At 71.4% G+C, this 23881-nt stretch carries 16 protein-coding genes; 5 read left to right on the top strand and 11 right to left on the bottom strand.

Going from position 1 to position 23881, the window contains the following annotated elements:
- Positions 1-66: 66 nt before the first annotated feature.
- The 9 genes from ACZ9QC_RS32200 to ACZ9QC_RS32160 all read right to left on the bottom strand — a co-directional run bounded on the left by ACZ9QC_RS32200 (position 67) and on the right by ACZ9QC_RS32160 (position 15050).
- Positions 67-3021, bottom strand: coding sequence for a M14 family metallopeptidase (locus tag ACZ9QC_RS32200; RefSeq protein ID WP_472916314.1), 2955 nt, complete (start codon positions 3019-3021; stop codon positions 67-69).
- Between the two features lie 190 nt (positions 3022-3211).
- The gene (gene whiA, locus ACZ9QC_RS32195) at positions 3212-4201 is read right to left on the bottom strand and encodes a DNA-binding protein WhiA (protein ID WP_033526623.1); all 990 of its coding nucleotides are present in this window, start codon (positions 4199-4201) and stop codon (positions 3212-3214) included.
- Positions 4192-5271 (bottom strand): gluconeogenesis factor YvcK family protein, encoded by a 1080-nt coding sequence (locus tag ACZ9QC_RS32190; RefSeq protein WP_472916313.1) that lies wholly within the window; start codon positions 5269-5271, stop codon positions 4192-4194. The genes whiA and ACZ9QC_RS32190 overlap by 10 nt, the downstream gene beginning before the upstream one ends.
- A complete protein-coding gene (gene rapZ, locus ACZ9QC_RS32185; protein ID WP_472916312.1) occupies positions 5268-6338 on the bottom strand; it encodes an RNase adapter RapZ in 1071 nt (356 codons plus the stop codon). The genes ACZ9QC_RS32190 and rapZ overlap by 4 nt, the downstream gene beginning before the upstream one ends.
- Positions 6335-8398, bottom strand: coding sequence for an excinuclease ABC subunit UvrC (gene uvrC, locus ACZ9QC_RS32180; RefSeq protein ID WP_472916311.1), 2064 nt, complete (start codon positions 8396-8398; stop codon positions 6335-6337). The genes rapZ and uvrC overlap by 4 nt, the downstream gene beginning before the upstream one ends.
- A gap of 66 nt (positions 8399-8464) precedes the next feature.
- Complete coding sequence (locus ACZ9QC_RS32175; protein ID WP_215454519.1) at positions 8465-9136, bottom strand: response regulator transcription factor; 672 nt, start codon at positions 9134-9136, stop codon at positions 8465-8467.
- Between the two features lie 308 nt (positions 9137-9444).
- The gene (locus tag ACZ9QC_RS32170) at positions 9445-12123 is read right to left on the bottom strand and encodes a PAS domain S-box protein (RefSeq protein ID WP_472921871.1); all 2679 of its coding nucleotides are present in this window, start codon (positions 12121-12123) and stop codon (positions 9445-9447) included.
- A gap of 135 nt (positions 12124-12258) precedes the next feature.
- Entirely contained in the window at positions 12259-13659 is a 1401-nt protein-coding gene (locus ACZ9QC_RS32165; protein WP_472916310.1) for an ABC transporter substrate-binding protein, read from the bottom strand.
- Positions 13656-15050 carry an ABC transporter substrate-binding protein gene (locus tag ACZ9QC_RS32160; RefSeq protein ID WP_472916309.1) on the bottom strand — a complete coding sequence of 465 codons (1395 nt, stop codon included), beginning with the start codon at positions 15048-15050 and terminating at the stop codon, positions 13656-13658. Before ACZ9QC_RS32160 ends, ACZ9QC_RS32165 begins: the two co-directional genes overlap by 4 nt.
- A 204-nt stretch (positions 15051-15254) precedes the next feature.
- Here ACZ9QC_RS32160 and ACZ9QC_RS32155 point away from each other — a divergent pair, with 204 nt between their 5' ends.
- The 3 genes from ACZ9QC_RS32155 (at position 15255) to ACZ9QC_RS32145 (ending at position 18074) form a co-directional block, all read left to right on the top strand.
- Complete coding sequence (locus ACZ9QC_RS32155) at positions 15255-15629, top strand: response regulator (protein ID WP_472916308.1); 375 nt, start codon at positions 15255-15257, stop codon at positions 15627-15629.
- A 228-nt stretch (positions 15630-15857) separates the two neighbouring features.
- The gene (locus tag ACZ9QC_RS32150; protein ID WP_472916307.1) at positions 15858-16841 is read left to right on the top strand and encodes a hypothetical protein; all 984 of its coding nucleotides are present in this window, start codon (positions 15858-15860) and stop codon (positions 16839-16841) included.
- A 255-nt stretch (positions 16842-17096) separates the two neighbouring features.
- A complete protein-coding gene (locus tag ACZ9QC_RS32145) occupies positions 17097-18074 on the top strand; it encodes a carbohydrate kinase family protein (protein ID WP_472916306.1) in 978 nt (325 codons plus the stop codon).
- Positions 18075-18200: 126 nt separating this feature from the next.
- On the opposite strand, the gene uvrA is transcribed toward ACZ9QC_RS32145, so the two are convergent.
- Positions 18201-21278: an excinuclease ABC subunit UvrA gene (uvrA, locus tag ACZ9QC_RS32140; RefSeq protein WP_472916305.1), complete on the bottom strand. Its 3078-nt coding sequence runs from the start codon at positions 21276-21278 to the stop codon at positions 18201-18203.
- Positions 21279-21503: 225 nt separating this feature from the next.
- Between uvrA and ACZ9QC_RS32135 the strand changes: the two genes are divergently transcribed.
- Both ACZ9QC_RS32135 and ACZ9QC_RS32130 read left to right on the top strand, forming a co-directional pair.
- Positions 21504-22232 (top strand): maleylpyruvate isomerase family mycothiol-dependent enzyme, encoded by a 729-nt coding sequence (locus ACZ9QC_RS32135; RefSeq protein ID WP_472916304.1) that lies wholly within the window; start codon positions 21504-21506, stop codon positions 22230-22232.
- A 9-nt stretch (positions 22233-22241) separates the two neighbouring features.
- A complete protein-coding gene (locus ACZ9QC_RS32130) occupies positions 22242-22898 on the top strand; it encodes an MBL fold metallo-hydrolase (RefSeq protein ID WP_472916303.1) in 657 nt (218 codons plus the stop codon).
- Between the two features lie 80 nt (positions 22899-22978).
- Here ACZ9QC_RS32130 and ACZ9QC_RS32125 read toward each other — a convergent pair whose 3' ends face one another.
- Complete coding sequence (locus ACZ9QC_RS32125) at positions 22979-23881, bottom strand: LysR family transcriptional regulator (protein ID WP_472916302.1); 903 nt, start codon at positions 23879-23881, stop codon at positions 22979-22981.

Below are 23881 nucleotides of genomic sequence, written 5' to 3'. Positions count from 1 at the left end.
TCTGATTTCAGACGTCCGGAGGGCCGCCCACGAGGTCGTTCCTCAGCCGTTCGGCCCAGTCGGCGCTCAGTTCCTCAGCGCCGCCAGCGCCTTGCCGACCAGTGCCTTGCGGTCGGCCGCCGAGACGACCTGCTCCAGACCGAAGCCCAGCAGCACCGTGTCGTCCGTGGTGACCGCGCCGAAGGTCTTGAACAGTTCACCCGACAGCCCCCAGTCCTTCACGACGGCCGGGCTGCCCGCCGGCGGGCCGGGGGTGCTCCAGGCGCCGAGCGAGGTCTCGAAGCCCTCGACCGTGCCGGGCGTGCCGCCGATGACGACGGTGGCGTTGTCGGCGAGGAGACCGCGGCCGCCGCTGCCGGGGTCGGTGACATAGCTGAGCGACACCTCGACCTTCTTGCCGGCGTACGCGGACAGGTCGAACTCGACCTGCTGCCAGCCGTCCGAGGCCCCGGTGAAGCTGTTCCAGGAGCCGCTGGTGCCGCTGGGCGTGCAGCCCCCGGAGCCCACGGTCAGATACCGCTTCAGCGCCGGGTGACCCTGGACGAAGAACCCGGCCTCACACTCGGTGGGCACGGCGGTGGAGGTGGCGCCGCCGGTGTCCGGCAGCGTCGTCCAGTCGTCCGCCCCGACGGTGTGCGCCTCCAGGAGGGCGTGGTCGTAGCCCTCCTCCGTGCTCCACAGCAGCTGGGTGCGCAGGGTCGGCTTGTCCGCCGCGGTGACCGAGGTGAGGTCGACGGTGCGGGTGAGGCGGTTCCACGCGTAGTCGGTGTGCGTGGCGGCCGCCATGGACGCGCCCTCGTAGGGGCCGTACGGGTTGACCGTCCCGGGGTACTGGCCCGCGCCGGCGCTCGCGAACTGCGGGAACGTCTCCACGGGCAGCGCGTCGGAGGTGACGCCGAACGATCCGGCGGTGTTCAGCGGGTTGCCGGGCGCGTCGCCGAGGGTTCCCGAGAAGCCGTCGAGCTTCGCGAGACCGGCGAAGGCGGTGGCGTTCGGCAGGGAGGTACGGCTGTAGGCACCCAGGTAGTACTGGCTGAAATCGTTCGACAGGGTGCCGCCGCCGAGGTCGACGGAGCCGCCGGCGCTCTCGCCCGCCTCGATCAGCTTGCCGCCCTCGTTGAGATAGGCGCGCAGGGCGAGCTGGGTGGCGACGCCCGGCCGGACGGCGCCCGTGTAGTGCACGACCTGCTTGAAGTGCTTCAGTACGCCGAGCGCGTCGGGCGCGCCCTGGGGCGCGACGTCCCAGACGAGCGCCTTCTTGCCGTTGGCCTTCAGCGCGTCCACATAGACCTGCGTCTGGGTCGCGGTCGCGCCCTCCTCGGCGACGACGAGCGTGTCGGCCTTGGGGCGTTCGGCGATCGTGTAGGTGAAGCGCTCGCTCTTCGTGGGCTTGCCGCTCCTGGTCTCACCGGTGAACCAGACCTCGACCTTGTCGCCCGGCTCGCCGTCCTGCACCTTGGCCCGGTACTCGTCGAAGTACAGGTTGTCCGCGCCGCCGAACGTCTCGCCGCCCTTCCACGCCTTGAGCGTCTGGTCGTACGTGGGGCCGCGGCCGTTGATCCGGTACCTCAGCTCCTTGTCGCGCACGGACTTGCGGGCGACGACGGAGATCGTCTGGTCGGCGCCGCGCGAGTACGACGTGGTGAAGGCGGCCGGGGTGAAGTCGGGGGCGTCGATGCCGACCGAGGACTTCGGCTGGTCGGGCTTGACCGCGGACTCGGCGACGGAGAGCGCGAACGGGATGTTCTTCTCGAACTCCTGCTGGATCAGCTTCTCGTCGTCCGGGAACGTGAAGACCGAGGCGCAGTCCTCGGGCTTCCAGGCGTCGTCCGGGTCGATGTTCGACGCGGTCTGGCAGGTCGACATCTCGGGGGTGAAGAACGCCGCGCCGTTGACGTTGGAGGCGTGGCCGTTCGCCTCGCCGTTCGTCGTGTACAGCTCGGAGGAGAGCTGCGGGTGGTAGCCGGGGATCGCGGGGTTCTCCGGGGTGCCGGCCAGCGACTTGTAGAGCACGTCGTCCGGGCTGGGGCTGGCCACCTGCCAGCCGACGCCGTAGAGGATGAGTTCGGCGGCCGAGTGGTAGTTGATGCCGTACTCGAAGCCGATGCGCTTCTCGAAGGCGTCCAGGACCTTGGTCTCGGGCTCCGAGTTCGGGCCGTCGCCGCGGTAGGTCTCGCTGGTGGGGAACGGGGAGGAACCCTCGTTGTCGTAGCCCCACTTGTAGGCGAAGTTGCGGTTGAGGTCGACGCCGTCGCCGACGGTGATGGCGTTGTCGCCGTTGACGTCCCGCAGGTTCTTGCGCCACTGGCGGTTGCCGTCGGCCCGGTGGGTGAAGTCGTAGCCGTCCGGGTTGGCGGAGATCACGAACCACAGCTCGGTGGAGTCGACGATCTTCTTGATCCGCTTGTCCGTCTTGTAGTTGTCCAGGTAGTGGTGCATCAGACGCCGGGTCATCTCCGGCGTGATCCACTCACGGGCGTGCTGGTTGGACAGGTACAGCACCGACGGCTTGGCGCCGTCCTTGGTCTTCTTCGCGTTCTTGGTCAGTTTGACCGCGAGGATGTCCTGGCCCCGCAGGGACTTGCCGAGGGAGACCACCTTGGTCAGGGAGGGGTGCTCCTGACCCGTCCGGAGGATCTCCTCCTTGAGGTTGCCCGCGCCGCTGTAGGGGCGGTAGACCCCGTCGCCCGCGGCTTCGACGCGGGCCTCGGCCTTGCTGGTGAGGCGGTGTTCCGTCAGCTCGACGCCCTGCTCCTCCAGGGCGTCCGCCTGCTTGTCGGTGAGGTAGACCTCGACCGAGGCGGTGCCCTTCTCCGGCGCCTGCTCGCTGAGCTCGTGCCCGTCCTGCCCGGCCGCGAGCAGCAGCGGTATCTGCTTCTTCGTCACCTCGGCCCGGAAGACCTTGACCTCTTCCGCGTCCGAGCCGTCGTTCTCGGCCGCCTGAGCGAGCGGTGCGAGTCCCGCACCACCGCCCAGCAGGAGCGCGCCGGCAGCGAGGATCGATCTCGCTCTTCGTCTCATGAGCCCCCCTTGCAGTGGTTCGCCCCAGTAGCGAACAGACGCCAGGCTCATGTCAGATCTGGGACAAGTCAAGGAGGCCTCACCAGCCAATCACGGAATTCACGCAGAAAGCCGGAAGCCGGTGCCGACAGCTCCAAATGAGCTTCGGCACCGGCGAGTTGAGATCTCCGGGAGGTCTCCGGTCGTTCTGTCACCCCACGAGATTCTCGGCCATCTCCTCGGTGAGGCTGGCCTCGGTCCCCGGGATGCCGAGGTCCGACGCGCGCTTGTCGGCCATGGCGAGCAGCCGCCTGATCCGGCCCGCCACGGCGTCCTTGGTCAGCGGCGGGTCGGCGAGCGCGCCCAGCTCCTCCAGGGATGCCTGCTTGTGCTCCATACGCAGGCGTCCGGCGGCCGCGAGGTGCTCGGGGACGTCGTCGGCGAGGATCTCCAGGGCGCGGCCGACCCGGGCACCGGCGGCGACGGCGGCACGGGCCGAGCGGCGCAGGTTGGCGTCGTCGAAGTTGGCGAGCCGGTTCGCGGTGGCCCGGACCTCGCGGCGCATCCGCCGCTCCTCCCACGCCAGCACCGACTCGTGGGCGCCGAGCCGGGTCAGGAGCGCGCCGATGGCGTCCCCGTCCCGTACGACGACCCGGTCCACTCCCCGCACCTCGCGGGCCTTCGCCCCGATCGACAGCCGACGGGCGGCGCCGACCAGCGCGAGGGCGGCCTCCGGACCCGGGCAGGTCACCTCCAGCGAGGAGGAGCGACCGGGCTCGGTGAGCGAGCCGTGGGCCAGGAAGGCACCGCGCCAGGCCGCCTCCGCGTCGCAGGTGGCACCGGAGACCACCTGGGGCGGCAGACCGCGGATCGGGCGGCCCCGGCCGTCCACCAGACCGGTCTGGCGGGCCAGCTGGTCACCGCCGGCGACCACCCGGACGACGTAACGGGAACCGCGGCGCAGACCGCCGGGCGCCATCACGATCAGTTCGGAGCCGTGCCCGAAGATCTCCGCGATGTCCCGCTTGAGGCGGCGGGCCGCCATCGCGGTGTCCAGCTCCGCCTCGATCACGATGCGGCCGCTCACCAGGTGCAGCCCGCCCGCGAACCGCAGGATCGCCGAGACCTCCGCCTTTCTGCAGCAGGTCCGGGTGACGGGTAGCCGGGAGATCTCGTCCTTCACCGCTGCCGTCATCGCCATGGGCCGATCCTTCCATGCATCCGAAAAATACGGTCGTACGCGGCGGCCAACAGCTCCGGATCATGCCGCGGAGATCCGTCGGTCCGGGCAACCGGCGCCAGCTCGACCGCGGCGCCGAACCGTTTGGCGGCGTCGGTCAGCAAGTCGCGGTCGGGCACGGCGGCCTCGTCGGCCAGCACCACGTCCAGGGCGAGTTTAGGGGCGTGTCGTGCCAAAACCTCCAAATGACGCTGCGGGGAGAAGCCATCGGTTTCTCCCGGCTGCGGGGCGAGGTTCAGCGACAGCACGAGCCGGGCCTTGGTCTCGGTGAGGGCGTCGAGCAGCTCGGGCACGAGCAGGTGCGGGATCACCGAGGAGAACCAGGAGCCGGGGCCGAGGACCACCCAGTCGGCGTCGCGAACCGCCGTCACCGCCTCGGGGACGGCGGGCGGGTCGTGCGGCACGACGTGCACGGACTGCACCTCGCCGGGGGTGAGCGCGACGGTCGCCTGCCCCCGCACGGTGTCGACCTCGTCCGGGCGGGCGGGGTCGTGGCCCTTGACCAGGGCCTGGAGCTCCAGGGGTACGGCCGACATGGGCAGGACGCGGCCCTGGGCGCCCAGCAGCCTGCCGACCAGGTCGAGTGCCTGGACGTGGTCGCCGAGCTGCTCCCACAGGGCCACGATCAGCAGATTGCCGACCGCGTGCTCGTGCAGGTCGCCCTGGGACTGGAAGCGGTGCTGGATGACGCGGGCCCAGGTCTGGCCCCAGTCGTCGTCGCCGCAGAGCGCGGCCAGCGCCTTGCGTAGATCGCCGGGAGGCAGGACGCCCAGCTCGTCCCGGAGACGTCCGCTGGAGCCGCCGTCGTCGGCCACGGTGACGACGGCGGTGAGGTCGCCGGTGATCCGGCGCAGCGCCGCGAGCGAGGCCGACAGGCCCATGCCGCCGCCGAGCGCGACGACCTTGGGCTGGGCGCCCCGGCGGCGCGGGCGGGCGCCGCGGGCCTCGACGGGCCTGCTCTCGCGGCCCTCGGGGACGACCCGGCGCAGCCTGCTCAGTCTGCTCGGCCGCGGCACGGTGGGTCCGGTCACTCGCGCCCCATGTCCCGGTGCACGACCACGGTCTCGACGCCCTGGGAGGCGAGGCGGGCGGCGAGCTTCTCGGAGGTGGCGACCGAGCGGTGCTTGCCGCCGGTGCAGCCGACCGCGATGGTCACGTACCGCTTGCCCTCGCGGCGGTAGCCGGCGGCGATCATCTGGAGCAGCTCGGTGTAGCGGTCGAGGAACTCCTTCGCGCCGGGCTGGTTGAAGACGTACGCGGAGACCTCCTCGTTGAGGCCGGTGAACGGGCGCAGCTCGGGGACCCAGTGCGGGTTGGGCAGGAAGCGCATGTCCACGACCAGGTCGGCGTCGACCGGGAGGCCGTACTTGAAGCCGAAGGACATGACGGTCGCCCGCAGCTCGGGCTCCTCCTCGCCCGCGAACTGGGCGTCCATCTTGGCGCGCAGTTCGTGCACGTTCAGGCTGGAGGTGTCGATGACCAGGTCGGCGTCGCCGCGCAGCTCGCGCAGCAGCTCCCGCTCGGCGGCGATCCCGTCGGTGATGCGACCGTCGCCCTGGAGGGGGTGCGGGCGGCGCACCGACTCGAAGCGGCGCACCAGGGCGTCGTCGGAGGACTCCAGGAAGACGATCCGCCGGGTGACGTTCTTCGTCTCCAGGTCGGAGAGGGAGTCACGCAGGTTGTCGAAGAAGCGGCGGCCTCGGACGTCGACGACGACCGCGATCCGGACCACGTTCCCCTGGGAGCGGGCGCCCAGCTCCACCATGGTGGGGATCAGCGCGGGTGGCAGGTTGTCGACGACGAACCAGCCGAGGTCCTCCAGACACTTGGCGGCCGTGGACCGTCCGGCGCCGGACATGCCGGAGATGATGACCAGCTCGGGGATGGCCGCCTCGGGGACCCCGGCTGTTTCGATGCCCGTACTCACGTGTGCTCCGTCTTCCTGTGGCGCTGGGGGGCGGGGGACATCGTCGCCCACCGCGCTGTGGGCCTCCCCGCGCTCCGCTGTGTGCTCGTGGTGCTGTTGCTCCGGACGCTCTTCGCGCTCCGGGGGTTGCGCGTGTTCCGGGAGTCCCGGGCGCTCGTCGTGCTCGGTCATGTCTCCTGCCCTCGCCGCCGGTCCGGGGTGCCCGCGGCCACGGGCTCCCCAGAGGGGTCCGCCGTCGTACCGGGCTCCTCTTCCTCCATGATCTCTCCGGTCGCCGTGTTCACGGCGGGGGCGGCCGGAGCCGTCCGGGCGAGGGCCACGGCGATCGTCTCGGCCGTCTTGCGCCCTATGCCGGGTACCTCGCAGATCTGCTCGATCGTCGCCGAACGCAGCTTCTTCAGCGAGCCGAAGTGCTTCAGCAGCGCCTGCTTGCGAGCCTCCCCGAGGCCGGGCACGTCGTCCAAGGGGCTCGCCCGGAAACGCTTGGCACGTTTGGTCCGCTGGTAGGTGATGGCGAAGCGGTGGGCCTCGTCGCGCACGCGCTGGAGCAGATAGAGGCCCTCGCTGGTGCGGGGCAGGACCACCGGGTCGTCCTCGCCGGGCACCCAGACCTCCTCCAGTCGCTTGGCGAGGCCACAGACGGCGATGTCGTCGATGCCCAGTTCATCGAGCGCCCGGCGCGCGGCGGCCACCTGCGGCTGTCCGCCGTCGACGACGACGAGCTGGGGCGGGTAGGCGAACCGCTTGGGGCGGCCGTCCTCCTCGGTGAAGGCGTTCTCCTCCTCCACCCACTCGCCGGTCTTCTCCTTCTCCGCGAGGTAGCGCCGGAAGCGGCGGGCGATGACCTCATGCATGGAGCGGACGTCGTCCTGGCCCTCGCCGTGCCAGACCTGGGTGTCCCCGACCCGGCCCTTGATCTGGAAGCGGCGGTACTCGCTCTTGCGGGCCAGCCCGTCCTCGAAGACGACCATGGAGGCCACGACGTCGTCGCCCTGGAGGTGGGAGATGTCATAGCACTCGATCCGCAGCGGGGCGCTGTCCAGGTCGAGGGCCTCGGCGATCTCCTCCAGGGCGCGGGAGCGGGTGGTCAGGTCGGAGGCGCGCTTGGTCTTGTGCAGCACGAGCGACTGCTGCGCGTTGCGCGCGACGGTCTCCATGAGCGCCTTCTTGTCCCCGCGCTGCGGGATGCGCAGGGACACCTGGGCCCCGCGCCGCTCGGTGAGCCACTCCTGCACGGGCCCGACGGGGTCGGGCAGCGCCGGGACCAGGACCTCCTTGGGCACGGAGTCGCCGGTCTCCTCGCCGTACAGCTGCTGGAGCGCGTGTTCGACCAGGTCACCGGTGGTGACGGCCTCGACCTTGTCGGTGACCCAGCCGCGCTGGCCGCGCACCCGTCCGCCGCGGACGTGGAAGATCTGGACGGCGGCCTCCAGCTCGTCCTCGGCGACGGCGATCAGGTCGGCGTCGGTCGCGTCGGCGAGCACGACCGCGTTCTTCTCCATGGCCTTCTTCAGGGCCTCGATGTCGTCGCGCAGCCGGGCGGCCCGCTCGTACTCCATCTCCTCGGCCGCGTCCGTCATCCGCTTCTCCAGCCGGCGGATGTAGGTGCCCGTGCGGCCGGCCATGAAGTCGCTGAACTCGTCGGCCAGTTCGCGGTGGTCCTCGGCGGAGATCCGGTCGACGCAGGGGGCCGAGCACTTGCCGATGTAGCCGAGCAGACAGGGGCGGCCGGTGCGGGCCGCGTTCTTGAACACCCCGGCCGAGCAGGTGCGCACGGGAAAGACGCGCAGCAGCAGGTCGACGGTGTCCCGGATCGCCCACGCGTGCGCGTACGGCCCGAAGTACCGCACGCCCTTCTTCTTGTGACCGCGCATCACCTGCACGCGCGGGTACTGCTCGTTCATCGTGACCGCGAGGTACGGGTAGCTCTTGTCGTCGCGGTACTTGACGTTGAACCGGGGGTCGAACTCCTTGATCCAGGAGTACTCCAGCTGAAGCGCCTCGACCTCCGTGGACACCACGGTCCACTCCACGGAGGCGGCCGTGGTGACCATCGAGCGGGTGCGCGGATGGAGGCCGGCCAGGTCCTGGAAGTAGTTGGCCAGACGCTGGCGCAGGCTCTTCGCCTTCCCGACGTAGATCACCCGGCGGTGCTCGTCACGGAACTTGTACACCCCGGGGGAGTCCGGGATCTGCCCCGGACTGGGGCGGTAGCTGGAGGGATCGGCCATGCTCCACACCCTACTGGCGGGGAGTGACAACCCGGGCGCCCTGTGGACAAGCGCCGATCCCGTCCCCTAGCGCGTCTCCAGGAAGGTCAGCACGGCCAGTACCCGGCGGTGGTCGTCCGGCTCCTCGGGGAGCCTCAGCTTCCCCAGGATGCTCCGCACATGCTTCTCGACCGTCCCCTCGGTGACCCACAGCCGACGGCCGATCCCGGCGTTGGACCGGCCCTCGGCCATCAGCCCGAGAACCTCCCGCTCCCGGTTGCTGAGCATCGACAGCGGATCGTCGCGTCGCTGCGCGGCGACCAGCTCCTGCACCAGCGACGGATCCACCACCGATCCCCCGCGCCGGATCCGGTCGAGTGTCTCCAGGAACTCGTCCACGACGGTGATGCGGCTCTTGAGCAGGTATCCGATGCTGCGCCCGCCGGCCAGCAGCTCCAGCGCGTCCTCGACCTCGACGAACGCCGACAGCACCAGGATCCCGACCGACGGATATCGCTCCCGGATCTCCCGCGCGGCCTTCAGCCCTTCCGTGGACTGCGTCGGCGGCATCCGGATGTCGACGATCGCGATGTCCGGCAGCTCGTTCTCCACCAGCTCCAGCAGCCCGGCGGCATCGCCGGCCTGCCCGGCCACCTCGTAGCCGACGCGCTCGCAGAGGCTCGCCAGGCCCTCCCGCAGGAGCACGTCGTCGTCCGCGAGCACCACCCGCCCGCGCACCGGATGCTGATCGGCCTCCATGGTCTCGGTCTCCCCCTTGCCCGACCTGTCCTGTTCGTCCCGACAGCCTGCCTGAACTCGGTCTTACGGCTAGCAGGAAGCCTAGTTGGGGGCGGGCCGTGAAGACACCTGAACGTTTGGCCGCGATGCTCGAAGAAGCGCAGCCGCGGGTGGGAACCGGCGCCTCTGACGAGAGACGGCGAGACATCCGCATGCCCGCAGAGCCGGACGGCCGTCTCCGCCGTCCGATTCGACCGCCCGGAACGCACACCCGTACCGAGACCCGGACTCCCCCCTTGAACGGGCCTCACCGCGTGCGCTTCGGGCGGTCACGGGCGCTTCGCGACGGCCGTCGCGGCCTCCTCGGGCGGGCTGACCGGCAGCCGCACGTTCAGCGTGGTCCCGCCGCCGGGCGGGCTGGTGACCGTCAACCTGCCGCCGATCGCTTCCACCCGGTCGATGAGCCCGATCAGGCCCGATCCCTTGCCGGGTTCGGCTCCTCCGACGCCGTCGTCCCGGATGATCAGCTCCAGCACCCCCGAGCGTTCCTCGGCCGTCACGGTCACCACGCTCGCGCGCGCGTGCTTGACGGCGTTGGTGAGGCTCTCGGAGGTGACGTAGTACGCGGCCACCTCGACCTGTTCGGGGAATCGGGTGCGGGTGAAGCCGAGGTCGAGCTCCACGGGGACGGCGGCACGGCGGGCCAGGGCGCGCAGGGCGGGGCCCAGGCCGCCCTTGGACAGGACGGAGGGGTGGATACCCCGGGCCACCTGGAGCAGGTCCTGGAAGGCGTCGTCCAGGCCCTTGGCCAGCTGGTCCAGCCGCCGGGCGAGTTCCGAGGAGGCGTCGTCCACCAGGCTCTCCGTCATCCGCAGCTCCAGCTGGAGGGAGACCAGCCGCTGCTGGACGCCGTCGTGCAGATCGCGTTCGATGCGGCGCCGAGAGGCGTCCCCGGCGGCCACCACGCGCGCGCGTGAGGCGGTCAGCTGGTCGCGGCTGTCGGCGTTGGCGATCGCGGTGGCGATCAGTCCGGTGAAGTCGGCGAGCCGGGCCTCGGCACCGCGGGGCAGCGGATCGATCAGCGAGGCCGCCACGACCACTCCCCAGATCCTTCCGTCGACGACGATGGGGGCGCCCACGGAGGTCTCCGACCGGGCCGCGCGCCGGGTCCTGGCGACCTCGTCGATGGTCCTGGCGGACGTTCCCCGGCGGGTCAGGCAGTCGTCGCCGTCGTCCACGCGCGCGTGCGCGATCCCGAGGACCTTGACGCTGCCGTCGGGCTCGTAGCGGATGACGGCCGCCGCCGTCCCCAGCAGCGAGGCGACCTCCTCCGCGACCGTCGCGAACACGTCGGACGGCGGCACGCCGCGCGCGACAGCGGTGGCGACCCGACGCAGCGCGGCCTGTTCGAGCGCGGCCCGGCGGCTCTCGGTCACATCGCGGGCGGCGGCGTAGATGAGGCCCTCCTCCGGCACCGACCGGGCGCTCCATTGGAGCCAGCGTTCGCTGCCGTCGGCACGGATGTAGCGGTTCTCGAACTCGGCGACCTCGGCGCCGCTCGCCAGCAGCGCCACGGCCGCCCGGGTGCGGTCGCGGTCGTCCTCGTGGACGAAGTCGAGGAACGGCCGGGAGGTCAGGGTCCGGACGGGATAGCCCAGGGTGCGTTCGAAGGCCGGGTTGACGCGCTTGAAGTAGCCGTCGACGCCGCTGATGGAGAGCAGGTCCAGGGAGAGGTTGAAGATGCCCTCCAGTTCCCGTTCGGCCCGGCGGCGCCGGCCGTGCGCCGCGGCGAAGGACGCCATGGTGCCGTTCATCCCGCCCAGCAGCTGGGCCCAGGTGCCGTCGAAGGAGTCGACGTCGGCCCGGTGTCCGAGCCGGCCCGCGTCGATCGCCGTGTTCATGTCCCGGATCTCGCCCGCCAGCCGCTCGCTGGTCACCCGCAGCTCGCGGAACGTGTCGGCGACGTCGCCGAGTTCGTCGCGTCCGGCGTAGCGGATGTCGTACGAGAGGTCGCCGTCCGACAGGGCCCGGGCGCCCTCGGAGACCTGGCCGAGGGGGCGGGTGATCGAGCGGCGCAGGGCCAGCGCGAGGAAGGTGACGAGGGCCAGGACGACGACACAGATCGTCAGTTCGGTGTAGGTCCGGGCGCGGGTGGCGCGCAGGTCGCGGTGGGCGGTGTCGTCGAGTTCCCGGGCGGCCCGGTCCCGGATGCCGCGCAGGGCGTCGGTGTACCGCGCGGACTCGCTGAGCCAGTCGTCGTAGGAGGGCCATTCGACGGGCTGGGGGGCGGGGTCGGCGACCAGGTCGCGGGCGTTACGGACCGCGCGTCCGGGAGCCCGGAACTTCACGGTGTGCAGTTCGGCCTTCAGCGTGTCCGACGCGGTCTGCTGGAACGCCCTGAACTGGGCCTTCTCCAGTTCGGTCCAGCGGCCGGCGGCGGCGGTGGCGTGTCCGTCGCCGGGCGAGTGGAAGAGGATGGCGAGCTCCGCGCGTTCGCTCTCGGCGGCGGCGACGGCCCGCAGCATGGCGATGTGGGCGTCCGCCGCCCGGCCCGAGGCCCTGGTGGGACGCCCGGATTCGAGGTCGGCGACGATGTCGAGAACCTTGTTCTCGATGGCCTCGTACCGCTGGGCGACGGTCTGCGCCGGGAGCGACCCGGTGCCCGTCTGGACCCGCACGGCGTGCAGTTGACGGCGTACGGCGTCGAGGATCCCGGCGTCGTCGGACCGGGTCCGGCCGACGGTCTCCTCGAAGGCCCGTCGCAGCGCGTGGTCGGTGATCCGCTGGGCCTCAGCCCGCGCGCCCAGGGTGTCCGGTTCGGCGTTCAGCCGGGCTTCCACGGCCACGATCCGCTCGCGGGCGACGGCGTCGGCGGCCTCGCTGATCTCGAAGGACACCTCGATCGCGGTGTCGAAGTCGCCCAGGGTCCGCGCCTCCTGCCACTGGGCGGCGGCGGCGAACGCCGTGACGGCCAGCAGGACGGTGACCGGCAGCATGACGAGCAGCATCAGCTTGGGACCGACGCGCAGCCGGGCCAGGAACGGGACGGGGTCCACGGCCGTGGCGCGGCGGGGTGCCGGCTCCGCCGCTGGGTGCGGGGCGGGGGTCGGTCGGCTGGGCGGGGGGCGGAGCACGGCCGGGCCTCACGGTCCGGTCGGGGGGTAGTGGTCGTGGTCCGCCAGGTCCTTGTCGACGGCGCGCACGGCCTCGTCCAGGGCGGGCCGTACCGCCGCTCCCCGCATGATCTTCGTGAACGCCTCGGCGAAGGCGTCGGTGATCGCCGGGTAGGCGGGGGTCTGCGGCCGGGGGCGGGCGGTGCCGCCGCGCAGCTGCTCTATGTAGAGGCGGGCGGGCCCGCCCTCGGCGAACGCGTCGGTGCGCTCGATCGCGGTGCCGGTGGCGGGGATGCCGCCGTTGGCGTCCGTCATCCGCAGCACTTCGTCGGGGCTCAGCAGGAAGGACAGGAAGCGCCAGACGGCGTCGCCGTCGGCCGCGCCCGCGGGAACGCCCCACTGCCAGGACCCCATCCCGGTGGCGCTGCCCGTGCCGAAGTCGGGCAGCGGCACGATCGCCACGTCGCCCGGGTGGGCCTCGGTGTAGTGCCCGTACCACCAGTGGCCGGTCCAGGACACGGGACTGCGGCCCTTCTGGAAGGCCTCGGAGTCCTTGTTCGCGTCCACGTATCCCGCCTTCGCCCAGCCCTGGAGCGTCGTCAGCGCCTCGACCGTGCGCGGCCCGTTGAGCACTCCGTCGGCCGTGCGATAGGTGGAGCGTTCGATCAGGTCGCCGCCCGCCGACCAGACGGCCGGCGCGAAACCGTACGTGCCCCATTCGGTGCCAGCCCATGACAGCTGGAGGTCGAGGGGCCTGTCGTAGCCCAGGGCGCGCAGCTTCTTCAGGATGCCGGTGAACTCGTCGGCGGTCCAGGCGTCGGAGACGCCCTTCGGGATGCGTATCCCTGCCTCCTTCAGCACCGACGGCCGTACGTACAGGCCGAGTCCGGAGTCGAACGTGCCGAGGCCCCACAGCCGGCCCCGGTAGGTGCCCTGTTCGAGGACGGACGGCAGCAGGTCCGCGCGCAGCGACTTCGGGAGGCAGGAGTCGATCGGCCGGAGGTGGCCGGACCAGGCGTGGCTGAACAGCTTCGGCGCGTCGAAGTCGAGCAGGTCGGGCAGTTCGCCGTCGGCGGCGGCCGTGCGGACCAGGTCGTCGTAGTCGCCCCGGGGGAGGTCGACGAGGCGGACCGTCACCTCGTCCTGGCCGGTGTTGAACGCCTGGACCTGGGCGCGCACGGCGTCCAGTTCACCGGGCATCGACGGCTGGTGGAACCACATCGTGATCTGCGCGGGGGCGTCGATCCGTCCGTCGCAGGTCGCGTCCGCGGCCCGTCGGGGGCGCTCGCCGTCGCCCCCGCCCGCCTCACAGCCCGAGAGCAGCAGGGTCATGCAGAGCAGCAGCGCCGCGCGGGCGCGGGACGTCCTCGGGGCGCCGAGCCACCCGGTGCCCCGGGGAGCGCCCCGCCGGGGCCGGGCGGCGCGCCTCACGGACCGCTCTTCGGGTAACCGTCGTGGGCGGCGAGGTCCTGGTCGATGGCCTCGACCGCGTTGTCCAGCGTCTTCTCGACGGGCGCTCCGGAGAAGACGATGTCGGCGACCGCGTGCGAGAAGGCGGCGGTGACCGCCGGGTACGCCGGTGTCTGCGGCCTGGGCCGGGCGGTCCCGCCGCGCAACTGCTCGATGAACAGCCGCTCCGCGCCGTTCTCGCCGTACAGCGGGGAGCGCTTCACCGCTCCCTCGGTCCCCGGGATCGCGCCGTTGGCCTCGCTCATCCTGGCCACCTGTCCAGGTCGCAGCAGGTACTCCAGGAAGCGCCACACCGCGTCGCCGTCGGCCTCCCCGGAGGGGATGCCCCACTGCCAGGACCCCATGCCGGTGACGGTGCCCGTGCCGAAGTCGGGCAGCGGCACGATCGCCACGTCGCCGGGGTGCGCCTCGCTGTACTCGCCGTACTTCCAGTGCCCCATCCAGGAGATGGGCGTGCGGCCCTTGACGAAGGCGCTCTTGTCCTTCTCGCGGTCCCTGTCGACGTACCCCTCCTCCACCCAGCGCTGCATGGTGGTGAGCGCCTCGACGGACTCGGGGCCGTTGAGGAACCCGTCGGCCGTGCGGAACTCCTCGGGGTCGATGAGGTCACCGCCGGCGGACCACACGGCCGGGGCGAAGGCGTAGGTGTTCCACTCGTCGGCGAGCTTCGAGTCGGTGAAGTTCAGGTCGAGCGGCGCCTCGTAGCCCGCCTTGCGCAGCGTACGAAGGATCTCCGTCAGCTCGTCGGCGGTCCAGGCGTCGTCGACGCCCTTCGGGATGCGCACGCCCGCGTCCTCCAGCACCGACGGCCGTACGTACAGGCCGAGCCCGGAGTCGAACGTACCGATCCCCCACAACCGCCCGTCGTACGTGCCCTGTTCCCGCAGGGAGGGCAGCAGGTCCTTCCTGGTCCTCGCGGGCACGCAGGAGTCGATCGGCCTGAGGGTGCCGGACCAGGCGTAGCTGTAGAGGTTCGGGCCGTCGAAGTCGAGCAGGTCCGGCAGATCGCCGCTGGCCGCCGCGGACAGCACCAGTTCGGTGTACGGGCGCTGCTCGGGCAGGGTGACCAGTTCGACCCGCACCTGTTCCTGGGCTCGGTTGAACTCCTTGACCTGGCTCTTCAGCGTGGTCTGCTCACCGCTCTGGCCCGCGTGGAACCACATCGTGATGTGGGCGGTGCCGTCGATCCTGCCGTCGCAGGTCGTGTCGCCCGCCGCCTTGTCCTTCTCGTCCACCCGGCCGTCGCCGTCGCCCGCGCCGCAGCCGGACAGGAGCAGCAGGGCGGCCGCCGCGCCCGACATCAGGGCACGGCGGAGAGGACGTTTTCCGAGGTCCCGGCGTTGCGTCTGCATCGCACACCCCCACTCGACCGGACGGTACGGCCCCCAGGGCGACGACATGCTACTCCTCGTGTCGTGTGCGATTCCCTGAGTGAGAGTGAACCCGTCCACCCGGCACAGGACTTCAGCACATTCCCGCCGACGGGCGTCCGTCGGCGACGACACTTTACGGCTAGCCGGAATGTATGCCCCTGACCCCCTTGGGAGGCTGTGCCCATGTCCATGCGCTGTCTCATCGTCGATGACAGTGCCCGGTTCCTGGAGTCCGCCCGTACGCTGCTGGAACACGACGGCGTGCAGGTCGTCGGCGTGGCGTCCACGGGCGCGGAGGCGCTGGCACGGACCGTGGAGCTGGCCCCGGATCTGGTGCTGCTGGACGTCGACCTCGACGGCGAGAGCGGACTGGAGCTCGCGCCGAGGCTCGCGCGCTCGGCCGCCTCCGTCATCGTCCTCATCTCCACGCACCCGCTGGACGACATCCAGGAGCTCGTCGCCGCCAGTCCCGCCCGCGGTTTTCTGCACAAGTCGAAGCTCTCGGGCCAGGCGCTGCGGGACCTGTCGGGGCCCGATCCGGGGCCGCCGGCGCTGTGAGGAACTCGGCGACGGTGTCCGGCCATGTCGCACGGCAGGTGTTGTCGGGACTTTGGTCAACACGCTTCAATGCGGAGGAACTCGGGGTGAGGAACGCGGCCGTACGGATGTGAAGACGGACGGTCGCCGAGGGTTCCTGGAGCCCCGAGCGTCCGCCGGGCGCCCGATCGGCACGCGCGGTCCCGAGCACACGTCGCGCACAGCACTCGTCTACGGAAAGGTTCCTGCATGCGGCACGCCACAGAGCACGCGGACGTCGCGGCGGTCACGGACGCCGCAGCCGTCGCGGACGTCGCCACGGCGGAGCTGGAGTCGGTCCTGCGGGGCGGCCCCTTCCATGTCGCCCTGCGCGCCGCGATCGCCGCCCGCGGACTGCCGCTGCAGCGCGTGCAGCACCATCTGACGCGGCACGGCGTCAAGGTCGGTGTCACCAGCCTCAGTTACTGGCAGCAGGGCGCCCGGCGTCCGCAGCGCCCCGAGTCGCTGCGGGCCGTGCGCGCCCTGGAGGAGATCCTCCAGCTCCCGGACGAGTCGCTGATCCGGTTGCTCGCCCGGGCCGACGAGCAGTCCGGTCCGGCCCGGCCCGCCGGCCGCTCGTACCGCTCCGTCGTGGAGGCCACCGGCGTCCTCGAACGGCTGCTCGCCGAACTGGGGGCGCCGCGCGACGGCGGGGTGCACACCGTCGGCCACCACGAACGGGTCCGCATCGGCGCCCGCCGCGAGCTGCTCGGCCGCGAGTCGCAGCAGATCGTGCGCTCCCACCGGGACGGCGTGGACCGCTATGTGGCCGTCCACCACGGCGATCCGGGCTGCGCACCGGAGCGGATCGCCGTCCGCGCCCTGGAGAACTGCCGCAGGGGACGGGTCCGCTGGGACCAGGACACCGGTGTTCTGGTCGCCGAGCTGCTCTTCGACACCCGGCTGCGCAGCGGCGACACCCACCTCTTCCGCTACGGCTTCGACGACGGCACGGCCGGTGTCTGCACGGAGTACGTCCGCGGGTTCCGCTCCACCGGCGGCCAGTACGCCCTCCAGGTCCGCTTCGACGAACGTGCCCTGCCGCTGCGCTGCCACCGCTTCAGCCAGCACTCCGCCGCGGCCCCGCGCGGGGGCCGGCAGAACCTCGCCCTGAGCGACCTCCACCGCTCGGTGCACCTCGTCGAACCGCGGGTACGCACGGGCATCGTCGGCATCGGCTGGGACTGGGAGTGAGCGGGCCGACCGGGGGGTGAGGGCCTCGCGGCGGCTGAGGCCATTGTCGGGCCGGAGGGCGAGCGGTCACGGAGGCTGAGCTGGGCTTGCGCCGGGGCGTCCACGGCCGGGGTGAGCGGGGGCGGGGCGGACGGGCCCGGCGGCGGGGGCGGGGGCGGGGGCGGGGGCGGCAGCCCAGCGTGGGGCGGGAGCCCGGCGTGAGACGGGAGCCTTTGCGATACTTTCCGGCCGAGAGCCCCCAGAGAGGATCGTCCCGTGATCGTCGTCGCCGGTGAAGCCCTGATCGACCTCGTCCCGCAGGGCGCGGGCGCGCTCGTGGATCTGCGGCCGGCCCGCGGCGGCGGCCCCTACAACACGGCCGTGGCGCTCGGCCGCCTCGGCTCCCCCACCGCCTTCTGCTCGCGGGTGTCGTACGACGTCTACGGAGAGGCCCTGCTGGACGGCCTGCGCGAGGCCGGCGTGGACGTGGCCGCCGTGCAGCGGGGCTCCGAGCCCACGACCCTCGCCCTGGCCTCGATCGGCACGGACGGCTCGGCCCGGTACTCCTTCTACGTCGAGGGCAGCGCCGACCGCCTGTTCGAGACCCCCGACCGGCTTCCCCGGGGGACCCGGGCCGTCTCCTTCGGCACCTGCTCACTCGTCCTGGAGCCCGGCGCGAGCGCGTACGAGAAGCTGCTGCACTCGACCGCCGCCCAGGGCGTCTTCACCGCCCTCGACCCCAACGTCCGGCCGGGTCTGATCCCGGACGCGGACGCGTATCGGGCCCGCTTCCTGAGTTGGCTGCCGTCGGTGTCCTTGCTCAAGCTCTCCGAGGAGGACGCGCGGTGGCTGGGCGGCACCCCGCGTCTATGGCTGGAATCCGGCCCCGCCGCCGTCGTCGTCACCCACGGCGGCGACGGCCTGACCGTCCACACCCGGACCGGCGCGGAGTACTCCGTACCGGGTGAGAAGGTCGACGTGGTCGACACCATCGGCGCCGGTGACACCGTCAACGCGGCCCTCCTGCACGGCCTGGCGGCCCAGGACGCGCTCTCCGACTCCGCCCTCGCGACGCTGGGCGCCGACGACTGGATCCGCCTGCTGCGTTTCGCGGCCCGCGCGGCGGCGATCACCTGCTCCCGGGCGGGCGCCGAACCGCCGTACGCGGCGGAGGTGGGCGAGCCGTGGTCCCTCGTACCCGAGGTGCACGAGGTGCACGAGGTGCACGAGGTGCACGAGGTGCACGAGGGCTGACGGTCGCGCGGAACACGGCGGGTCGCCGCGCAGGCCGACGAGTCGACCGGCGGCGGCCCGCGGGGAGTTCCCGCGGGCCGCCGTGTTCTGCTCGAAGCGGCGACTGCTGTCGCCGGGCCGCCTCACTCAGGCCTTGGGCGCCCGCGTGGCCTTCTTGGCGGGAGCGGCCTTCTTGGTGGCGGTCGCGGCAGCCTTCTTGGCGGGAGCGGCGGCCTTCTTGGCTGCCGTGGTTCCGGCCGACGTGGTCCCGGCGGCCGTGGTGGTCCGGGCTGTCGCCGTCCTCCGCGCCGTCGAACCGGCGGCGACGGCCTTCTTCGCCGTGGCCTTGCGCGGGGCCTTCACCGGGGCCGCGTCGCTGATCCGGTCGGCGCCGAGGATCTCCCGCAGGAACTTGCCCGTGTGGCTGGCCGGAACCCCGGCGACCTGCTCGGGCGTGCCCTCCGCGATGACGAGGCCGCCTCCGGCGCCGCCCTCGGGCCCCATGTCCACGACCCAGTCGGCGGTCTTGATGACGTCGAGGTTGTGCTCGATGACGATCACCGTGTTGCCCTTGTCGACCAGGCCGGACAGCACCTTGAGGAGCTTGCTGATGTCCTCGAAGTGCAGACCGGTGGTCGGCTCGTCCAGGACGTAGACCGTGCGACCGGTGGACCGGCGCTGCAGCTCGCTGGCGAGCTTGACGCGCTGCGCCTCACCGCCGGACAGGGTGGTCGCGGACTGGCCGAGGCGGACGTAGCCGAGGCCGACGTCCTTGAGCGTCCTGAGGTGGCGGGCGATCGCGGGGACGGCCTCGAAGAAGTCGGTCGCCTCCTCGATCGGCATGTTCAGCACATCGGCGATGGACTTGCCCTTGTAGTGGACCTCCAGCGTCTCCCGGTTGTACCGGGCGCCGTGGCAGACCTCGCACGGGACGTAGACGTCCGGGAGGAAGTTCATCTCGATCTTGATCGTGCCGTCGCCCGCGCAGTTCTCGCAGCGGCCGCCCTTGACGTTGAAGGAGAAGCGTCCGGGCAGATAGCCGCGGACCTTCGCCTCGGTGGTCTCGGCGAACAGCTTGCGGACGTGGTCGAAGACGCCGGTGTACGTGGCCGGGTTGGACCGGGGCGTACGGCCGATCGGCGACTGGTCGACGTGCACGACCTTGTCGACGAGGTCGTCGCCGTCCACGCGGGTGTGGCGGCCGGGGACGCTGCGGGCGCCGTTCAGCTCGCGGGCCAGGTGCGTGTACAGGATGTCGTTGACCAGCGTGGACTTGCCGGAGCCGGACACACCGGTGACGGCGGTGAAGACACCCAGCGGGAAGGACACGTCGATGTCCTGGAGGTTGTTCTCCCGGGCGCCGTGCACCGTGAGCTGCCGGGTCGGGTCGAGCGGGCGGCGGACGTCGGGCAGCGGGATGGCCTTGCGGCCCGACAGGTACTGCCCGGTCTGCGACTCGGCGTTGCCCAGCAGTTCCTTCAGGGAGCCGCTGTGCACGACCTTGCCGCCGTGCTCACCCGCGCCGGGGCCGATGTCGACGATCCAGTCGGCCGTCTTGATGGTGTCCTCGTCGTGCTCGACGACGATGAGCGTGTTGCCCATGTCGCGCAGCCGGACGAGGGTCTCGATGAGCCGGTGGTTGTCCCGCTGGTGCAGACCGATGGAGGGCTCGTCGAGGACGTAGAGCACACCGACGAGGCCGGAGCCGATCTGGGTGGCCAGGCGGATGCGCTGGGCCTCGCCGCCGGAGAGCGTGCCGGCCGCGCGGTTCAGCGACAGGTAGTCCAGGCCTACGTCGACCAGGAACCGCAGCCGCTCGTTGACCTCCTTCAGCACCCGCTCGGCGATCTTCTTGTCGCGGGCGGTGAGCTTCAGCTCGCCCAGGAAGTCCGCGCAGTCGCTGATCGACATGGCGGCGACCTCGGCGATCGACTTCTCCATGATCGTGACCGCGAGGACGATCGGCTTCAGGCGGGTGCCCTCACAGGTGGGGCAGGGCACCTCGCGCATATAGCCCTCGAAGCGCTCACGGCTCGCGTCGCTCTCGGCCTCGCTGTGCCGGCGCTTCACGAAGGGGACGGCGCCCTCGAAGGCCGTGGTGTACACGCGCTCGCGGCCGTACCGGTTGCGGTAGCGGACCTCGATCTGGGTCTTGTGGCCGTGCAGCAGGGCCTTCTTCGCGCGCTGCGGGAGACCGGCGAAGGGGATGTCGGTCCGGAAGCCCAGGGCGTCCGCGAGGGCTCCGACGAGGCGGCCGAAGTAGTCCTTGGTGTGGCCGTGCGACCAGGGGTGGATGGCACCCTCGTCGAGCGACTTGTCCTCGTCCGGGACGATCAGCTCGGGGTCGACCTCCATGCGCGTACCGATGCCGGAGCAGTCGGGGCAGGCGCCGAAGGGCGAGTTGAAGGAGAAGGAGCGGGGCTCCAGCTCCTCGAAGGACAGGTCGTCGTACGGGCAGTACAGGTGCTCCGAGAACATGCGCTCGCGCTCGGGGTCGTCCTCCGGGAGGTCGACGAAGTCGAGCACGACCATGCCGCCGGAGAGGCCGAGGGCGGTCTCCACGGAGTCGGTGAGGCGGCGCTTGGCGGATTCCTTCACCGTGAGGCGGTCGACGACCACCTCGATGGTGTGCTTCTCCTGCTTCTTCAGCGTGGGCGGGTTGGAGAGCTGAACGGTCTCGCCGTCCACCCGGGCCCGGCTGTACCCCTTGGTCTGGAGGTCCGCGAAGAGGTCGACGAACTCGCCCTTGCGCTCCCGCACGAGCGGGGACAGCACCTGGAAGCGGCTGCCCTCCGGCAGCTCCAGCACCCGGTCGACGATCGCCTGGGGCGACTGGCGGGAGATCGGCCGGCTGCACTGCGGACAGTGCGGCTTGCCGATGCGCGCGAAGAGCAGACGCAGGTAGTCGTAGACCTCGGTGATGGTGCCGACCGTCGAGCGCGGGTTGCGCGAGGTCGACTTCTGGTCGATGGAGACCGCCGGGGACAGACCCTCGATGAAGTCGACGTCCGGCTTGTCCATCTGCCCGAGGAACTGCCGGGCGTAGGAGGAGAGCGACTCGACGTACCGACGCTGCCCCTCGGCGAAGATCGTGTCGAAGGCCAGCGAGGACTTGCCCGACCCCGACAGGCCCGTGAAGACGATGAGCGAGTCGCGTGGCAGGTCGAGCGAGACGTTCTTCAGGTTGTGCTCGCGCGCGCCACGGACGATGAGACGGTCGGCCACGCCGGTCCGCACCTTTCTTGAGTGAAGTGACAGGGGCCAAAGCCCCCGTCCTCCACAGACTAGGGGGAGCCACTGACAGCGCCGGTCCTGTTTCCCCGTTCCACAACAATCCCGGGCCTTCCAGCATGCCCGACGCCGCCTCCGACCATATAGCACGTGCATTCGATTTACGGCCCTGGTCCGCCCACTTCACCCGAAGGTGTGGCCGGGGCTAGGGTCGGCGGCATGATGGATCACGCTCGTGACCTGGCCTCTGTGTGTGAAGCCACGGACCGGCTACTCAGCGCGGTCGCCGACCTGAACGAGGCGGCTGTGACCGAGCCGTCACGACTGCCCGGCTGGACCCGTGGTCACGTCCTCGCCCACCTCGCCCGCAACGCGGACGCCCTGGTGAACGTCTTCGAGGGGCGCCCCATGTACGTCTCCGGCGAGGCCCGGGACGCCGACATCGAGCGGGACGCGCCGCGCCCCCTGAAGACCCACCTCGCCGACGTGCGCGACAGCGCGCACCGCTTCCAGGACGCGGCCTCGCTCTCCCAGGACTGGTCCCGCACGGTCGAGCTGCGGAACGGGGTCCTCGACACCGCGGACTGGCTGCCCTGGCGGCGCTGGATCGAGGTGGAGCTGCATCACGTGGACCTGGGGACCGGGTACGAGCTGGAGGATCTGCCGGGGGAGTTCGCGCAGCGCGAGATCAACTTCCTCGCCCACCGGTTCTCGAAGCACCCCGACGTCCCCGCCCTGACGATCAAGCAGGACGACGGGCGTCTGCTCCTCACCGGAGCCGTCGAGGGCGTCACGGCCGAACAGCTCGACAGCGGCTACCGGCCACCGCTGCCGGATCTCACGGTCACCGGCACCCGGGCCGACCTCCTCGGCTGGCTGGCCGGCCGCCGCGACGGCACCGGCCTGCGCGTCGAAGGAGGCACGCTCCCCTCGCTGCCCCCGCTATAGGCTGCCCCCATGACGTACAGCGGAGCGGTGAAGGTCGGCGGTCCTGCGGATGTGCACGAGCTGCCGGACCTGATGATCTCCAAGGTCGCGGTGGGCCCGATGGACAACAACGCGTATCTGCTGCGCTGCCGGGCCACCGACGAGCAGTTGCTGATCGACGCCGCGAACGACGCCGGCACGCTGCTCACCCTGATCGGTGACGACGGGATCGCGTCCGTCGTCACCACACACCGGCACGGCGACCACTGGCAGGCGCTCGCCGAGGTCGTGGCGGCCACCGGCGCGCGTACGTACGCCGGCCGGGAGGACACCGAGGGCATCCCGGTGCCGACCGACGTACCGGTCGACGACGGCGACACGATCCGGGTGGGGCGCGTGGAGCTCACCGCGCGCCACCTGGTGGGACACACGCCGGGTTCGATCGCCCTGGTCTACGACGACCCGCACGGACATCCGCACGTGTTCACCGGGGACTGCCTCTTCCCTGGCGGCGTGGGCAACACCCGTAAGGACCCGGAGGCGTTCGCCAGCCTGATCCACGACGTGGAGACGAAGATCTTCGACGTCCTGCCCGACGAGACATGGGTCTACCCCGGCCACGGCAACGACACCACCCTCGGCACGGAGCGGCCCCACCTCGCGGAGTGGCGCGCACGAGGCTGGTGACCGTCCAACGCGCGGCCGCCCCCACTTCCAACCGAAGCGGGGGCGGCCGCGCGTTCAGGCCCGTCGGCGCTTGGGCAGCGTCATGCCGGCGGATCCTGGCTGATGGTCGCCAGCAGGTGTGCAACCAGGGGATGATGGTCGTTGTCCCGCCAGGCAACAGCCACTCGGGTACGGGCGGTGCCGGGCTCGATCCTGCGGAAGGCGACGCCCGTGAGGCGGATGCGTCGGATGCTCGCCGGGGCCAGGGAGACGCCCAGGCCGGCTTCCACGAGGGCACATACGGTTTGCCACTCCACCGCGTGCTGGACCACTTGCGGTGTGAACCCCGCTGCGATGCACAGGCCGATGATCTGGTCGTGCAGTGGCGGTCCGACCACGCGGGGAAGCAGCACGAAGGGCGAGTCCGCCAACTGCGCAAGCTGTACGGACCGTTGGGCTGCCAGATGGTGGGTCGACGGCAGCACGGCCACGAAAGGCTCGCTGAGTACCGTTCTGAATCGGAGCTCCGTCTCGTCGGCGGGAGGTTCGCGGAGGAGACCGATGTCGATGGTCCTGTCATGCAGGGCGGCGATCTGCGGGGTGGTGGTCATCTCGCGGATGTCCAGGTGCACGTCAGGAAACCGGTGACGGAAAGTGCGCAGCAGCCCGGGCAGGACCGTCAGGGCGACAGAGGCTGCGAAACCGATCCGCAGGCGCCCGGCCCGGCCATCGCCGACGGCTCGCGCCGCGGCCAGACCGTCCGCGAGGTCGGCCAGGGCCCGCCGGGCGGCGGGCAGCAGCTCGCTGCCGGCCGGGGTGAGGGTGACATGCCCTGGAGCGCGGGTGAACAGTGCGTGGCCGACCTTGTCCTCCAGGCGGCGGATCTGCTGGCTCAGCGGCGGCTGGGCGATGCCGAGACGGGCGGCCGCGTGCCCGAAGTGGAGTTCCTCCGCGAGCACCACGAAGGCGTGCAGTTGCAGCAGGGGAAGTTCGGGGCGTTCCAT

It is taken from the genome of Streptomyces sp. HUAS MS02, assembly GCF_055702265.1.
The sequence above is the reverse complement of the archived record's forward strand: the minus strand, read 5'-3'. Positions and strand labels throughout refer to the sequence as shown.

Excerpts from the sequence above, each read along its gene's own strand:
- ACZ9QC_RS32175 (WP_215454519.1), bottom strand. The coding sequence starts at position 9,136 with ATGGAGGCCGATCAGCATCCGGTGCGCGGGCGGGTGGTGCTCGCGGAC.
- whiA (WP_033526623.1), bottom strand. The coding sequence starts at position 4,201 with ATGGCGATGACGGCAGCGGTGAAGGACGAGATCTCCCGGCTACCCGTC.
- ACZ9QC_RS32200 (WP_472916314.1), bottom strand. The coding sequence starts at position 3,021 with ATGAGACGAAGAGCGAGATCGATCCTCGCTGCCGGCGCGCTCCTGCTG.
- ACZ9QC_RS32125 (WP_472916302.1), bottom strand. The coding sequence starts at position 23,881 with ATGGAACGCCCCGAACTTCCCCTGCTGCAACTGCACGCCTTCGTGGTG.
- uvrC (WP_472916311.1), bottom strand. The coding sequence starts at position 8,398 with ATGGCCGATCCCTCCAGCTACCGCCCCAGTCCGGGGCAGATCCCGGAC.
- ACZ9QC_RS32135 (WP_472916304.1), top strand. The coding sequence starts at position 21,504 with ATGATGGATCACGCTCGTGACCTGGCCTCTGTGTGTGAAGCCACGGAC.
- ACZ9QC_RS32170 (WP_472921871.1), bottom strand. The coding sequence starts at position 12,123 with ATGCTGCTCGTCATGCTGCCGGTCACCGTCCTGCTGGCCGTCACGGCG.
- ACZ9QC_RS32155 (WP_472916308.1), top strand. The coding sequence starts at position 15,255 with ATGTCCATGCGCTGTCTCATCGTCGATGACAGTGCCCGGTTCCTGGAG.
- rapZ (WP_472916312.1), bottom strand. The coding sequence starts at position 6,338 with ATGACCGAGCACGACGAGCGCCCGGGACTCCCGGAACACGCGCAACCC.
- ACZ9QC_RS32150 (WP_472916307.1), top strand. The coding sequence starts at position 15,858 with ATGCGGCACGCCACAGAGCACGCGGACGTCGCGGCGGTCACGGACGCC.
- ACZ9QC_RS32130 (WP_472916303.1), top strand. The coding sequence starts at position 22,242 with ATGACGTACAGCGGAGCGGTGAAGGTCGGCGGTCCTGCGGATGTGCAC.
- ACZ9QC_RS32160 (WP_472916309.1), bottom strand. The coding sequence starts at position 15,050 with ATGCAGACGCAACGCCGGGACCTCGGAAAACGTCCTCTCCGCCGTGCC.